The 15,684-nt window shown below is 38.7% G+C and carries 7 protein-coding genes and 4 tRNA genes; 9 read left to right on the forward strand and 2 right to left on the reverse strand.

Features of this window, described 5'->3' with window-relative positions:
• The first annotated feature begins 18 nt into the window (after positions 1-18).
• The 5 genes from pgsA to IYN84_RS02415 all read left to right on the forward strand — a co-directional run bounded on the left by pgsA (position 19) and on the right by IYN84_RS02415 (position 1,226).
• Complete coding sequence (gene pgsA, locus IYN84_RS02395) at positions 19-624, forward strand: CDP-diacylglycerol--glycerol-3-phosphate 3-phosphatidyltransferase (protein WP_196137566.1); 606 nt, start codon at positions 19-21, stop codon at positions 622-624.
• A 114-nt stretch (positions 625-738) separates the two neighbouring features.
• A tRNA-Gly gene (locus IYN84_RS02400) sits at positions 739-814 on the forward strand.
• Positions 815-926: 112 nt separating this feature from the next.
• Positions 927-1,000: transfer RNA gene (locus IYN84_RS02405), tRNA-Cys, on the forward strand.
• 31 nt (positions 1,001-1,031) lie between these two features.
• Positions 1,032-1,118: transfer RNA gene (locus IYN84_RS02410), tRNA-Leu, on the forward strand.
• A 32-nt stretch (positions 1,119-1,150) separates the two neighbouring features.
• Positions 1,151-1,226, forward strand: a tRNA-Gly gene (locus tag IYN84_RS02415).
• Positions 1,227-1,484: 258 nt separating this feature from the next.
• Here the strand turns inward: IYN84_RS02415 and IYN84_RS02420 are convergent.
• Both IYN84_RS02420 and IYN84_RS02425 read right to left on the reverse strand, forming a co-directional pair.
• Entirely contained in the window at positions 1,485-2,219 is a 735-nt protein-coding gene (locus IYN84_RS02420; RefSeq protein WP_196137567.1) for a 4'-phosphopantetheinyl transferase superfamily protein, read from the reverse strand.
• Positions 2,219-3,010 carry a thioesterase II family protein gene (locus IYN84_RS02425; protein ID WP_196137568.1) on the reverse strand — a complete coding sequence of 264 codons (792 nt, stop codon included), beginning with the start codon at positions 3,008-3,010 and terminating at the stop codon, positions 2,219-2,221. The genes IYN84_RS02420 and IYN84_RS02425 overlap by 1 nt, the downstream gene beginning before the upstream one ends.
• A gap of 524 nt (positions 3,011-3,534) precedes the next feature.
• On the opposite strand from IYN84_RS02425, the gene IYN84_RS02430 reads away from it, so the two are divergent.
• From IYN84_RS02430 to IYN84_RS02445, 4 genes are read left to right on the forward strand one after another with little or no spacing between them, the layout of a single operon-like run.
• On the forward strand, positions 3,535-5,997 hold the full coding sequence (locus tag IYN84_RS02430) for a penicillin acylase family protein (protein WP_196137569.1): 2,463 nt from the start codon (positions 3,535-3,537) through the stop codon (positions 5,995-5,997).
• 2 nt (positions 5,998-5,999) lie between these two features.
• The gene (locus IYN84_RS02435) at positions 6,000-7,709 is read left to right on the forward strand and encodes a cyclic peptide export ABC transporter (protein ID WP_196137570.1); all 1,710 of its coding nucleotides are present in this window, start codon (positions 6,000-6,002) and stop codon (positions 7,707-7,709) included.
• Positions 7,710-14,216, forward strand: a complete 6,507-nt coding sequence (locus IYN84_RS02440) for a non-ribosomal peptide synthetase (RefSeq protein WP_196137571.1) — start codon at positions 7,710-7,712, stop codon at positions 14,214-14,216.
• Positions 14,217-14,254: 38 nt separating this feature from the next.
• On the forward strand, positions 14,255-15,670 hold the full coding sequence (locus IYN84_RS02445; protein ID WP_196137572.1) for a hypothetical protein: 1,416 nt from the start codon (positions 14,255-14,257) through the stop codon (positions 15,668-15,670).
• Positions 15,671-15,684 lie beyond the last annotated feature (14 nt).

The following is a 15,684-nucleotide window of genomic DNA, read 5'->3' on the forward strand; positions in this document are numbered from 1 at the left end:
CAATTCGAATAATAATCAATGAATATCGCAAACCTCCTCACTTCGTTCCGTATCCTTTGTATCCCATTATTGGTATTGTTTTTCTATTTGCCGGTGAGCTGGGGGCAAACCACTGCGGCATTGATCTTTGCCGTTGTCGGCTGGACTGACTGGTTTGATGGTTGGGTTGCCAGAACTTTTAATATGCAATCTCCACTGGGCGAGTTTCTTGATCCTGTTGCTGACAAACTCATGGTGGCTGCATCTTTGGTATTGCTGGTAGAGCAGCACGCAACGATTTGGATTGCAGCACCTGCGCTTGTGATTATTAGTAGAGAAATTACTGTTTCTGCACTGCGAGAATGGATGGCTGAATACGGTGAACGCTCAGCGGTTAAAGTTGTTTTTGTTGCCAAAGTTAAAACATTGATGCAGTTATCAGCGATTTTCTTCTTGTTATTGGCGGGGAGAGAAGAAGAGGTAGCTTCTTTGTGGGAGCATAGCTGGCTTTACATATGGGGCTACATCTTTTTATATATTGCTGTAGCATTGACCTTATGGTCGATGTACATATACGTACGCGCGACCTGGCCACTGCTAATGTCTGCAAGGCTCGAAGATCGAACGGATAACGACGAAAATTGATTATTAAATCAGCAGCTTGAACAAAATTAGGTCAATCGAGAAAAAAGTTTAAAATCTTCCTATTTTCTTGCTTGACAGAACCTAATCTTGCTGTAAAATGCCCATCCACTTGAGGCGGGAATAGCTCAGCTGGTAGAGCACAACCTTGCCAAGGTTGGGGTCGCGAGTTCGAATCTCGTTTCCCGCTCCAAATTTTAAAACCTCAATCGCAAGCTACTTGAGTTCAAATAAAAGTATCTGCTTTGAGGTTTTTTTAGCACTGAGGAATGGTTATGATATCTTCCTTGGAGCGCTCAAGTGATGGCTGGGTGGCAGAGTGGTCATGCAGCGGACTGCAACTCCGTGGACGCCGGTTCGATTCCGACCCCAGCCTCCATTTTCTCTTTGAGAAAATTATAAAGACGTCTGCCCGGGTGGCGAAATTGGTAGACGCAAGGGACTTAAAATCCCTCGGTGGCAACACCGTGCCGGTTCGACTCCGGCCCCGGGCACCATTGACTAAAGCCTCATGGTTTTAGTACCAGATGCGGGAATAGCTCAGCTGGTAGAGCACAACCTTGCCAAGGTTGGGGTCGCGAGTTCGAATCTCGTTTCCCGCTCCAAATTTTATACTCTTCACCATTCTCATATCCTCAAGCGTGCAATTAACTGTTGAATTTGTTCATTCTTAGTTTCAACTGGACCATTTTCAAGACAGTACCAGTAGCTCAGCCTGTAAAGTACTGCTTCCTGATTTTCGCAAGTTCACAGACTTACTGCTGGCCATTTATCAGTAATTTAGCTGTGATGCAGATTAAATTTCTATTTTAGAACTGATATGCCTAAAGTTTCTAGATGGGGTTTACAACCTTAAATTAAGGTTACTCAATAATATAGGTTGTAGCACTTTCAGTGTCAGTTTTAAACTTCACAGGTAGCATGAATCCTTCCAAATAATCCCGCGATAGCGCTCGACTAAGCGAAATCTCAAGAGAGTCTGTTTGTTCAACACCTAAATTGACCCTGGCATCTTTAAAGTCAAAGTAAGACTTGATTTTAGGGTGAAGGGCTTTGAAAAAAGTCTCTTTGGCTGAGTACAGAATTGTGAGTCGTTGGTTATAGTCGAAGTGTGCCAAGTTAGTATTAGCAGATTCTAGTTGGTGAATCTCGTAAGAGTCCAGAATTGAGGAAACAATTTCTCGACTTACTCTCGAGTCAATCCAATCCTCACGATCAAGCCCCAAAAAAGTAATGTCCTTGTCAGGCGCGATGATTGCTGCAGCTTTGGAGTTGGTGTGAGTGATAGAACCATTGATGCCGAGGGGCCAAACAGGCTCGCGATTTTTTCCTATAGTAATGTTATGATTTTCTAAGTTAAGCTTTGATAGAACGAAGCCGGCCGCGATTCTGCCTGCTAGAAACTCAGCCTTTCTCTTGACTACCGCTCGTCTTATTTTGGGAGGGCAGTCAATTCCCCACGCAACAAACAGTCGATCTTCATATTCACTTATTTCGAAATCAACCTGGCAGCCTTTTATGGGCAATGGTTGATTCAGGAAATCACGTTTAACATTTTTAATGAACGAGCACCGGGTATCACCAAAGTAGCTGTGCACTAGGCGAATGCCTTTTTATTAAAGATTTGACCTACATTACTTTTTGTTAGTGTTTTATTTATTGTTGAGTTAACGAAGTCGATTACTGAGTCCCGGTTAGATTCAATAAAAAAATGATCACCTTCAATGTATTTTAACTCATCAATTTTGCTGAAAACCTTTTTCCATGCGTTCAGATCCTCAGAAGTAATTTCTATATCATTAGTACCGCTTAGTACTGACGCTGAAAGAGGAATTACCGTTTCCGTATTTGCCAGATAGGTATCTGCAATTTTAAAGTCACTTCTTAACAATGGAATACACAATTCCATTAGTTCCTTGTTTTGCAAAACTTCAGCGGGTGTCCCGTTTAAAGTTCTTAACCGGTCAACAAACTCGTTATCCGGCAGATTGTAAATAGGCTCCTCCCTACAAGGAATGAACGGCGCTCTACTACCCGAAGCAAAAAAGTGTAGTGGAAGGTTAACCTTTTCTTGAAGACATTTTTTTGCAAGCTCGAACGCAACTCTGCTACCTAAACTGTGACCAAACAATATGTAGGGCTTGTCAGTTAAATTTACGAATTCTGGGAATAAGGATGTGATTAATTCATTCATATCCGTATAGGGTTCCTCAAGTATTCGTGATGAACGTCCTGGGGGTTGCACAGCGACAAGCTCAACGTTGTAGGGCAATTTCTTAGCCCATGGGATATAGGTTGATGCACTGCCTCCTGCGTATGGGAAGCAAAAAACTCTTAGTTGCGGATCAAGAATTCTTTGAGGCGTTAAAAACCATTTACTTGTAATCATAGTAAAACTTTCAAACAGATTTTTGGCGAAGCATAACAAAGGAGATGCATTTAAGTAAAAGTAAAAATCAGAAAACAGAATGAATATCTCTAGAAGGGATTTGTTATTGCTTTGAGAGATGTCGTTTTGCTCGTGCTATCTAAATGTGAAATTGGTTTGAAAGAAGTTATCAAAAAAGCTGAAGGTCTGGAAAATATATTGGCGAAAGAAAAACATTAAAAGATTTAAATTGAAAGGACTTTTGTTTGCAAAAAAACATCAAGATAATATCTCGCTGTGAAATTATAGCGCGAAAAACAATCACTTCCGAGAGTGACGTATATTTGCAAAATTAATTTATATTTCTCTTCGAGATTATTTTGCTCAAAAAAGATTTAATCGTCATCTTTGTCATAGATATATGTGTTTTCTTTTGATATACATATCTCGCCTGCAAATAGGACGCAGTATTTTATGGTCTGATAGAACTAAAAAAATACTAATTTTGCAATTATAAAATCAGAAAGTATCGCTAAGGGACATCTATGTTAAAACGAAATCCAATTTTATGGAGGATGCTGGGTTTTATTATCATTCCATTAATGATTACAGGATGGTTCTTATATGACCGATTTCTAATCCAGCCATTGCCAAAAGACAGTGGGGAAATTTCTGTAAAAGGTATTTCTTCCCAGGTCACAATTCAAAGAGATGATTTCGGCGTAGTTTACCTAAATGGAAAGAATAAAAACGATGTCTATTTTGCAATGGGCTATGCTCATGCTCAAGATCGCTTATGGCAACTCGAACTTCAAAGGCGCATTAGTCAGGGTAGATTAAGTGAGGTTTTTGGCAAGGAGAGCTTAAACCAGGATGTCTGGATCAGGACGCTAGGAATTCGAGACTCTGCAAAAGAAGCAATCAAACATTTGAGTAAAGATGCTATTCAATCTTTAGAGTCTTATAGTTCTGGAATTAATTCCTGGTTGGAAGAAAGAAACCAATTGCCCATTGAATTTGAAGTTTTTGGTGTTGAACCTGAACCATGGAGTATATTAGATTCAGTTTCCTGGAGTAAAATTTTTGCGCTTAATCTGGCTGGAAATTTTCGTTCTGAAATCCAGCACTACGTAGCGTCACAGCATTTAAATAAAGTGCAAATTGCTAGTATCTTTCCAAACTATCAAACTGAATCTAATAGTGTTGATGAAGATAAGCAAAACAAATTAGCATCAGAATCTCTGAAAGCAGTCAGTAACTTACTCACTATTGATTTTTCATTTGAAAATGAGTTGAAGATCGGAGGAATATTTGTTGGAAGTAACGCATGGGTTATTTCTGGAGACCTCACAGAATCAGGAAAGCCGCTACTAGCGAATGACCCTCACTTGGGAATACAAATTCCTTCACTCTGGTACCCAGTAGAACAAAATATTGATGATTTCAAAATCAAAGGGATGAGTCTTGTAGGATTGCCTGTAGTTGTCTTTGGACAAAATGAATATGTCGCATGGGGAGCAACAGCTATGCAGGCAGATGTTCAAGACTTGTATATCGAAACTCCAAACTTTGAAAATCCGCAAGAGTACTTATTTGATAACAGCTGGATAAAGTTTGAAGTGAAATCCGAGTTAATACAAGTAAAGCAAGACTTTCCTGCTGGACTTAGAAAGCCTTTGAAGCCTGTTGAAATAAAGGTAAGACGAACGGTTCATGGTCCTGTTATAAGCGATGTAGTAAAAGGTGTAGAACAGCCGGTAGCATTGCGCTGGACAGCATTGGATAAAGACGACACTACGTATGAATCATTTCTTAAGCTGAACTATGCAAAAAATTCAAGCGAACTTAGAACAGCATTAAGTGATTATGTCGCACCAGCGTTAAATATCTTATACATTGACGATCAGAATAATATTGGTTTTCAAGGAATTGGTCGGATACCCATAAGAAACAAAGGGACTGGAAACCTCCCAGTCATGGGTAGTTCTCCTGATTATGACTGGCAAGGATATATTGACTTTGATGAAATGCCTCATAGTCTGAATCCAGAATCTAAATTCATTGTATCTGCTAACAATCAAAATGTTGAAGACTCTTATCCCTACCATATCTCCTCAAATTGGGCCACGCCTGATAGAGCTAACCGGATTTCTCAATTAGTACAAAGTAAGTTGGATAACAGGAAGAAGTTATCGGTTGCTGACATGAAAAACATGCAGAAAGATACAGTTGACAATTCTACTCAACGTCTTAAAAGTATGCTTTCCAATTTAAAAGTCGAAGAAAAGCAGCTTTCCTATGTAGTTAATCTATTGGCCCAATGGGATGGAAATGCAGATAAAAATAGTGTGGCCGCTACCATCTATTTTACCTGGTTCGAACATCTGAAGCGCTCCATTTTTTCAGACGAATTTAAAGCTGCGTGGAATGAAAATAATAAATCTGCTTACTTAAATTCCTTGCTAAATACATTAACCGCAAATCAAGTTGTAGACATTATCAACAATAATCCCGAATGGTGTAATGATATAGAAACGACTGAAGATGAAGTGTGCACAGATAGATTGATTGCATCTCTTGAGAAAAGTATTAACCAAATAGAAAAACTGGTAGGAGATGATATTGATGACTGGGCTTGGGGAAGTGTTCACCTAACCTTGTATGAGCACATGCCCTTTAGCAATATTAAAGTATTAGATTCAATATTTGAGCGTAGGATTAGTAACGGTGGTTCGCCGAATTCGATCAATGTAGCAGATATTCAATTCGATGAGTCTGAAGGATATCTACAGAAATTTGGGGCTGGATTTAGACAGATAATCGAGCTCCATAATGGCGCTTCAAAGCACTTCTTTAGCAATTCAACAGGTCAATCTGGACAGGTATCTAGTGAGCACTATGATGATATGGTCGAATTGTTCAATCAAGTCGAGTTTACTCAGTTTAGAACTGAGGTTTCAGACAAAAAGATATTGACGTTAATGCCAGAATCCACAAAGGAAGGTTAAGGATGAAGTTGTTCACAGAATTTATGAGGAGAGCCCCTAATAAGGTCTTTCTGTCTGTTGTATTAGGAACAATTGCCGGTATTGGCTATTCTGCACTAATTCCCCTGGTATTAATCAGTGTACAGCCTAAAGATGAATCATTTGTTGAAGTCGGAGATCAGGTAGACACAGTTCTTGGGATCGAGGTTGCCAGTTTGGAGTTAGCTATTCTTTTCTTTAGTTCCTGTTTTCTTATTTTAGCTATTCGCACAATTTCTGAAGTTATACTTTTGCGTGTGGCTGCTCTAGTAGCTAAAGATTTCAGGACCCGCTTTTATCATCAAATATCCAATGCGCCCATTGCAGCGCTTGAAAAGCTAGGATCTTCAAAGCTGATTGCGTCAATAAATATCGATGTGCCAAGAGTTGTGATGGGGGCAAGAATTATCCCTGGTTTGTTAATAAATTCTGTATCTCTAGTCGGAATGCTTGGCTTTTTACTCTACCTGAATGCGGAAGTATTTAAACTAGTAATAATGGCAATTGTTTTTGGTGTGATTACCTATCAAATTCCAATGCTCTTTGGAAGAAAAATATTTACTCGTTCCAGAAATATTCGAGATGAATTACAAGAGGGGATTCGGGGGCTTGTATACGGTGCAAAAGAGCTTAAGCTAAGTAGTGAAAAGCGTGCTGTGTTTTTCGAGAAAGTATTAAACAAACATGAACAAGAAATTCTAAAAAATGACAAATTAGCACATACGATTGTAAATGTGACTTCTAGCTTTGGCGAATTAATGAGCTTTTTTGTTATTGGGCTCGTTAGCTTTGTTTTTGTCAATTATCATTCGATGACACAGCAAGAGTTGATCGGTGTAGTAATGGCTTTGCTCTATCTCGTTGGACCTATGGGAATCATTTTAAATGCCATTCCGCAGCTTACCGTATCGATGGTGTCGGTACGAAAAATTGGACAGCTACTGAAAGCAATCCCAAATGAAGAGATAGAGCGTTCAGCTAAAGATTTTGACAGTTGGCAGAGTATTAAATTCAACAAAGTCTATTATCAGTATGAGTCGCCAGATGACGAGCCCGGTTTTGAAGTTGGTCCGATTTCTATTGAAATAGAGAAAGGGAAAATCACTTTTATAATAGGCGCCAATGGCTCTGGTAAATCGACTTTAAGCAAATTAATTACTTTACACTATCTACCACAGAAAGGAACAATATCTTTTGGAAATCAGCCAATAGACCGTGAGTCGGTTTTTACTTTTCGCCAAAGCATTTCAGCAATTTACTCTGACTATTTTCTTTTTGATCAACTTCTGATTAATGTTGATTCTGACAAGGAAAGGTTGGCAAATGAATACCTGGATCTGCTTCACTTATCGTCAAAAGTAAAAATAACTGATGGTCGATTTTCTACTATTTCACTCTCTGACGGCCAGCGCAAAAGGCTGGCTCTTTTAGTTGCTTTCCTTGAAGATAAACCTGTATACCTTTTTGATGAGTGGGCCGCAGATCAGGATCCGGTTTTTAAGCGAGTTTTCTACCATCGCATACTGCCAGAACTAAAGAAAAAGAATAAAGCCGTCATAGTTATCAGTCATGATGATAAATATTTTCACGTGGCCGACAAAATCATTGTTATGGAACAAGGTAGTGCCATGAGTAAGGCTAATCAAGAGCTAAGCAACACGGAAAAACAGTCAATGGTTGAGGAATTCTGTTAGATGAAAACAATCAATGAAACTGGAGCAGATTCCTTGTTGCCTTTGACATTGGTGCAACAGGATATCTACTGGGATCAAGCGAGAAACGGAAGTTCTCCAATCTACAATATCGGCGGTTATATCCAGCTTAAAAAGGTGAACCTTGAAAGAATTAGTGATGCTCATAGGAAGGTGATTACTCACTACGATATCTTTGGACTTCAATTTGAAAGTAGTAGTCAGGGGATTTATCAGAGAGTCTCGGAAGAGCGAAATAGCGAACTCGTTATGGAAGATATGAGTGAATCTGCATCGCCCGATGACGCATTTCATTGTTGGATTAAGGAACTTTTTCAGACAAGCTTTTCTCTGAAAGAAAAAAAACTTTATAGAGCATTTTTAGTGAAGCTCTCAGAAGATGATTTCCGATATGTTGGAATCGCTCATCACCTTTTGATAGATGGGTGGGGGTTTGCTAACTGGGCGTCAGCCTTGAGTGAATTTTATCAAGGTAATCATGTTCAAACGGGAAGTTCATGGCGGGATGTGGTGGAGCTCGATAGCAAGTATTTCTCGAGCGACAGATATGTAAAAGACAAAAAGTTTTGGGATGACTATCTTAAGGATATACCGGAGAGAGTATTTGTTGATTCTACCAGATCATGCAGGAAAACTGATTCAGAGCCAACTAGTGGACGCTTTACTATAGTCATTCCTGATCATCTCCATCAGTCGGTTAAAACTCTTACTACTGAATTGGCGATTTCCATTCCAGGATTTTATCTCTCCTGCTTTGCTCTCTATTTGCATAAAGTTTGTAACACCTCTCGGTTTGTTATCGGAGTACCCGTACATAACCGAAGAGGAAAGGAACAGAAAGCAGCGGTGGGTGTGTTTACCAGTGTTAGCCCATTACTAATAGAAATGACAAATTTGAGCAGGTTTCAACAGCTTTGTGATCATATTGGGACCGAGCAGAAGCGAATATTCAAATATCAGCGATACCCGCTAGGACATATTGTTAGAAGCCTGGGGCTGGAGGGCGGTCATAGAGACCTCTTCGAAGTTGATTTCAATTATCTGAAACTCGATAGTGGAGTTAAAATTGGTGATTGTGAATCGGAGTTATTCTATCAGTCTCATGACCATGATGAAACGCCATTAACTTTAACTTTTTGGGAGTATGGCAAAAACTTCGATTTGAAAGTTCTAATCGATTATCGTAAAGATTATTTTTCAACTGAAAATATTAAGCTTTTTGAAAAGCGATTTATCAAATTAATAGAGCAAATTTCAGTAGAACGAGTCTTCGAGTTCAGTCGACTCAGAATTATGAGTGACCAGGAAGCTGAATTTATAGATAATGCTTCACAAAGTAGTCCGCTAGAAAGAGATCAGGGCGTTCACCTAATTGAAAAATTTCGGGAACAGGCTTTGCGAGCGCCTGATTCTGTTGCAATAGACTGTGATCAAAATCAAATTTCTTATAAAGAACTTGATGTACAAACAGACCGTATTGCGCAAAATTTGATTTCTCGTTACGCAATAAATCCTGGTGACTACATAGGCGTGTGTCTACTCCCTTCAATTGACACGATTAAAAGCATTATTGGCATATTAAAGGCAGGCGCTGCTTTTGTCCCTCTAGACTCTTCTCATCCTGCCAAAAGACTGATGCTTATGGCAGAGGAATCGAATTTATCATTGATTATTTCCAGTGAAACATTACCGGTTTCCTCAAAGTTTAGTCAGTTCAGAGTGTGTAGCATTTCTGAACTGCAAGAGTTATCAAAAGATAGCAAAGAATCTGTTAATTCTCTTGTTAATGACAGACTGTCGGTTAAAAATCCAGCATATGTGATTTTTACTTCAGGAACAACCGGTAAACCCAAGGGAGTTGTTGTCTCAAACTATGCGATTGCAATCCATATTGAGAGTATTTGTAGAGAACTTGAGATCACTGACAAAGACAAAATATTGCAAATTAACTCATTCGGATTCGATACTTACTATGAGCAAACATTTGCAAGTTTGATTTCCGGATCTACATTATTTATTAAAAGTCAAGGGCTCTTTGACGGTCGCACATTTTTGGAGTCATTAGTTAAAGACCGAATTACTTTGACTGATTTAACTCCTTTATATTTCTCGCAGCTATTGAATGAGTCTTTCAGTGATTTGTGGAATCAATCCAAATTGTCAAGGTTGGTCGTTGGAGGAGATAATCTTACTACGCATGTGATTGAAGCCTGGTTTCGCTATGGAGGAAAGTCTGGTTGTCAGTTATATAATGCATATGGACCTACCGAAGCTGTTATTACATCTACTCTCCAGCTTATTTCTGAAAATGATTGCTCTCAAGTCAGGATCGGAAAACCCTTGTCAGGCCATAATGTATGGGTAATTGACCAGTATGAGCAAGCATCGCCAATAGGTTGTATTGGTGAAATTATGATTTCAGGAGCGTGCCTTGCCGACGGCTACATAAACCAGCCAAATCTAACCAATGAGAAGTTTATAACGAATATTAAGAAGATCGGAAGAGCCTATCGAACTGGTGACCTTGGTGCTTACGAGGCGGATGGTTCGCTAGTATTTTTAGGAAGAGTTGATAATCAGGTCAAAATAAGAGGTTATCGCATAGAGTTAGAAGAAATAGAAAATCGAATTCGTGAGTTTGATTCAGTTAAAGATTGTGTAGTAGCAGCTAAGAATACTGGTTCTATCGATTCGGAGCTTGTAGGATTTTTGATTCTGACTTGCGATTCTGAAGCTGAATGCGGGCTGCTAATTCAAGATTTGAATAGTCATCTTATGCAGTCTCTTCCTGTGTATATGAGACCAGGTCGATTTATCCAAATTGAAAACATTCCTACTAATATCAATGGTAAAATCGATTATTCAGCGTTGCCATGGGATAAAACGAATTCTGCTAAAGAGACAATCAAACTACCTCAAAATAAGACGGAAGAGTATCTCCACAATATTTGGTCTTCAACTCTAAATATTTCACCAGAGAATCTTTGTATAGAAGACAATTTTTTTGAACTAGGTGGACATTCGCTTTTGATTACGCAGATTATTCATCGTGCTTTTGATGAGTATTCTTTAAAGATCACGACAGAACAGTTTTTTAAGGGGCAATCGATTAGAGCGCTAGCTTTATTGATTGAAAGCTCTAACAATGAAAACTTCACCGATCTTAAGGCGACAGAAAAAAAATTTCCAATGGATCTGTCTGCGACTCAATTTCGTATATGGTTTTCTGAAAAACTGAATGAAAACAGCAATCAGAACAATATTGCTGGCGGCATTCGAGTTAGCGGTGTTCTAAATTTTGCTGCTGTTGAAGATGCGCTAGAAAAACTCTATAAGGAAAATAGTCTTTTCCATGTCAGAGTAATGGAGGTTGATAGCGTTCCAAAACTTTACCTTGATGCGGAGTCTTTCTACCGACCAGAGTTTCATGATCTAAGTAACATAGATAAAAATGAAAGAGAAGAGCTAGCAAAAGCGCTTTGTCTTAAACAGGCTGCCAGACGTTTTCAACTAGATAAGGAGTCGTTATTTTCCGCTTTGGTAGTAAAGTTAGAAGAGCAAAAATGGCTTTTCCATGTTAATTTTCATCATCTTATTTGTGATGGTTGGTCACTTTCAATATTTTCTAAGAAATTTATTGAATACTACGAGCAATCACTTCAAGGAAGTTTGCATGAGTCTGCAAAAAATAAACTCGACTATTTTGACTACATTGAATGGCAGAGGGAACAGTTACAATCAGAGGCGAGTAAAAGACAACGAGAATTCTGGAAAAATTATTTGCAAGACTTTATTCCTACCGAGAGCCTGGCAAATACTATATTTGAGGGCGAAGATGGTGATGTAAATGATGAAATAAAAACAAAACCATTAGCTGCTGATAATAAAGTTAGTGTTCTTTTAGAAAGTGAAGTGTTATCGAAATTGATAGAGCTCGCTTCATCTAGCAAAGGTAGTTTATTTAATATCCTACAGTCAGCACTTGTAATACTGATTTCAAAATTAACTAATCAAGACGATATAACAATAGGTTTTCCTGTTTCCGGTAGAAATTTTCCCGGTACACAAGAGCTATTCGGAGCCTTTATCAATAACCTTCCAATACGAAGCAGGATCGATCAAAATCTGAGCTTTAAAGATTTTCTGGAACAGCAAATATCTAATTTACAAAGTGTTCAGGCGAATCAGGATATCCCCTACGAGACCATCGCCCAGAACATAAAGAATCAGGGAAAGAAGAAATCATCTGGATTGTTCAATATTTTTCTGAACCTGCTTAACCTTCCCGAATTGGAACTCTCTGGCAGTTTAGTTAAGGCTGATCTGGATTATATGCCGGTTCTGGATAGCAAATTTGACTTTACTTTTTACGTGGAAGAAATAAACGATGTACTTTCAATGCAATGCCACTTCGACCAGCAAAAATATTCTTTAGTCGAAGCCAATATATTGCTAAATCAGTATGTAAGCTTGTTAGAGCAGGTATTCGAGAAACCAAATAAATTGATTTGCGATTTCGAGCTTCGAAGCTCAAATGAGTATGTCGATAATAAGCTGAACACTATTAACTTAAGTACACCAGATTTAAGCGAGCCTTTAAATGAAGAATTTAAGGGAACCGTAATCGAGCATTTTGAAAGAAATGCCAGACTTAGACCAATGAAGTCAGCTATCGAATACTCAGGAACTAATTTAACCTACGCCGAGCTACTAGAGTCTGTTTGCAAATTTGCTCTTCGACTAAGTAGGAGTGGTGTAGAAGAAGGAGACGTGGTCGCAATTGTTGCAGAACGAAATCATAATCTTGTTACTGCAATTCTATCTCTGTTTAAAGTAGGAGCTTCGTACCTATTGATATCAGCTGACAGTCCCGCAGAGCATATTGAAAGACAGCTTAGCTTACTCGCGGTTAAGCTAGTAGTTCTGCCTGGAGGAAGAAGTAGCAAAATCAAAGAATGGCTAATTGAAAACAATAATCTAAGAGTAGTGTCTTTCACCGAGTCCAAATCTTTAACCGCTGATCCTTTGAAATGCTCAGGTAATTATGACGAGCTGGATAAAAATAGTTCGGTCTCGGCAAATGTATTTAATAAGTTTACACCTGCTTATATTGCACTAACTTCTGGAACGGAAGGCAAGCCTAAAATAATTCAAGGATGTCATGGTTCGTTAACAGCATATACAGAGTGGATGGCAGAAAAATTCGATTTGAACTCTGATGACCGTTTTGGAATGCTCGCAGGACTTTTACATGATCCTTTGCAACGCGATATTTTTACTCCGTTATGCTTAGGTGCGACGATTTGTATTCCAAGTGAGAGAGAGTTTGATTTTCAAAATGTTGGTCGATGGATGCGAAAGATAAAAATTACGACCTTGCATCTAACACCTAGTCTTGCAAACTTTGTATTCGCTGCTAATGAAGAGCCGGTTAATAGTTTGAGAAATATATTTTTGGCTGGGGAATCCTTATCTGTAGAACATGTGAAGTCAATTTATAATCACGCGCCCAACGCAAAGGTCATTAATCTATATGGTTCTACAGAGACAAGTCGGGCTGTAAGCTACTATATCAACCCTAAATCATTTGACCGAATTAAAAATTGTCAATCGGTACTTCCTGTAGGACGAGGGGTGTCTGATGTTCAATTAGTAGTTCTGAATGGGCGTAAAAAACAGTGTGGGATTGGTGAGATTGGTGAAATTGGGATTCGGAGCCCAAATTTGACATTGGGCTATCTGAACGACAAGAAGTTAACTAGTCAGAAATTTATTGTTAATCCACAGAGTAACGTTAGTACCGACCTAATCTATTTGACAGGCGATCTAGGACGCTATCTCGTCAATGGTGATGTCCAATGCCTTGGTAGAAAAGATCGCCAGTTCAAATTGAGAGGCTTCCGTATTGAGCCTGCAGAAATCGAAAATCGAATTGAATCCATTGAAAGCGTTTCTCAATCACGTGTGATGATCGTTAATCCAGACCAGATAGATGCAACTCTGGTTGCGTTTGTTGTTTGTACTAAGGATTGTTGTTCGGAATTGAATGACAGAGTGTTAAAGGGATTTTTAAAAGAGAGTCTGCCAATGCATATGGTTCCGGCGCATTTTATTTTTCTAGACACAATTCCTATGACGATGAATGGGAAAACGGATTTCAAAAAGTTGCATGCGATGGTTGATTTTGAGTTCGAAGTGCAAATTGAGCTGCCCAAAAATGACCTCGAGAAAAGTATTCTTGGTATGTGGAAGGAACTCCTTAATGTAAATGATATTTGTGTCAGAGATAGTTTTTTTGATGTTGGAGGCCATTCTTTGTTGGTGACAGGTCTGTTTTCAAGGCTAAAGAAGCAGTTCCAAATTGAGTTAAGTTATAGGGAGTTCTTTGAAAATAGTTCAATTAGAGAAGTGGCAGAATTGATAGAACAAAAAATGAAGCTGGCAAAAGTTAAAGCTTCAAATAGCAAAAGAAATCAAATAACAATATAGAAAAGTTAGCAAATTAACAGATTTTTTTAGAGGGGCTCATGGAAGTTGAGAATGTTGTAGCTGATAACAGATTTTATTCTGAGTTATTTTTCGAGTTATCAGTGCTTATTGGAAAGAACACGGAAGTTCAAAAAATGCGCTTTAATTCTGGTTCGGAAAGGATAGAGCCTTTTATGCGCAATTATAAATATAGAGTAAGTCCCTGGCCTTGCATTATTGGCGAAAAGTTCACCAAAAAAATTAACGATCTAGTGCGCAAGGTTCCATCTTTAGTCCAAAAAGTACTTAGATTGAAGTTAGATGAAGGTGTCGATGAGTTCGCTTCGTATTTGAATGTCTCTCCTATTGTGGCAGCCCTTTTCAACGAGCAGAAATTCGACATTAGTGATGTGCCAATAAGATTCGATGCAATCATTCAAGAACGACAAATAAGACTGTTAGAGCTAAATTGTGGTGCTGCGCTAGGCGGTTGGCAGATGGATTCTCTTTCTCCGGAGGTGCTCAATTCTTTACACGTTTTTGAACAGTCAGGAACATGGAATATTAAGCATAGAAATATTTGTGAAAGTCTATTTGGCTCGATTTGTCAGTCTATATTTCGAATAAAAGGGAAGAAGGTGACCGGCAATATATTGTTCTATATGCCTGAGTTAACTGATGAACGGCGTTCCATAATTCAGCAACGATTTCAGTCAGTTTACGAGTATGTGAGGCCTAGCCACTTAAGTAGCGGAGACGTAATATTTATCAAAAACCTAAGCGACCTGGAGTTTTCTTCAGATGGCTATGCGCTAGCAAACTCTGTTGTAGTAGACGCGATTATCTTTGCTGTAGACAAGGATGGCCAGGTTCCGGTCAGTAAATATAATCAAGTGCAGGCTGAATCAGCAAAGGGTAAATTTTACTACCCAGACCATTCAAATTTCGTACTAATGGGAAATAAGCATGTCTTTTCACTAATGCATGAGAATTCAATTCAAAAAAAATTGAGCAAAGATGAACTCGAAACTATTCAGCAGTATTTTCCATGGAGTAGGAAGCTGTCAAAGATTGAAGAACAAGGAAGTGATGAAATAGATATTCAGCTTTTACTTGAGCAAAAGAATCGCTTTCTTTTAAAGAAGGCTCATTCGGCTCAAGGAGAGGACGTTATTATCGGTTCTTCGGTTAGCGATAAAGAATGGTCTGATTCAGTGGAGATGTTAAGGAACGATAATGACTGGATTGTACAGTCGTACTGCGAGCCGGATTTGGTTTTAACTGCAGATGAGTTTTCTGGCTATCAGAATTTTCGCATGATTTGGGGGATATTTTCTCTTAGTGGGAAATACGCGGGAAGTTTCCTTAGGGGAGTGCCGGATATGAGTGACTCTACTGTAATAAATTCTGCTCACGGAGCAACTGAATTTTTAGTGTTTGAAGAACAAGAAAAGAAGAAAAAAGTATTAATATGAATGGAATGACTAAA

This window comes from Aliikangiella sp. G2MR2-5 (assembly GCF_015687155.1).
GTDB lineage: Bacteria > Pseudomonadota > Gammaproteobacteria > Enterobacterales > Kangiellaceae > Aliikangiella.

Excerpts from the sequence above, each read along its gene's own strand:
- pgsA (WP_196137566.1), top strand. The coding sequence starts at position 19 with ATGAATATCGCAAACCTCCTCACTTCGTTCCGTATCCTTTGTATCCCA.
- IYN84_RS02425 (WP_196137568.1), bottom strand. The coding sequence starts at position 3,010 with ATGATTACAAGTAAATGGTTTTTAACGCCTCAAAGAATTCTTGATCCG.
- IYN84_RS02430 (WP_196137569.1), top strand. The coding sequence starts at position 3,535 with ATGTTAAAACGAAATCCAATTTTATGGAGGATGCTGGGTTTTATTATC.
- IYN84_RS02435 (WP_196137570.1), top strand. The coding sequence starts at position 6,000 with ATGAAGTTGTTCACAGAATTTATGAGGAGAGCCCCTAATAAGGTCTTT.
- IYN84_RS02440 (WP_196137571.1), top strand. The coding sequence starts at position 7,710 with ATGAAAACAATCAATGAAACTGGAGCAGATTCCTTGTTGCCTTTGACA.
- IYN84_RS02445 (WP_196137572.1), top strand. The coding sequence starts at position 14,255 with ATGGAAGTTGAGAATGTTGTAGCTGATAACAGATTTTATTCTGAGTTA.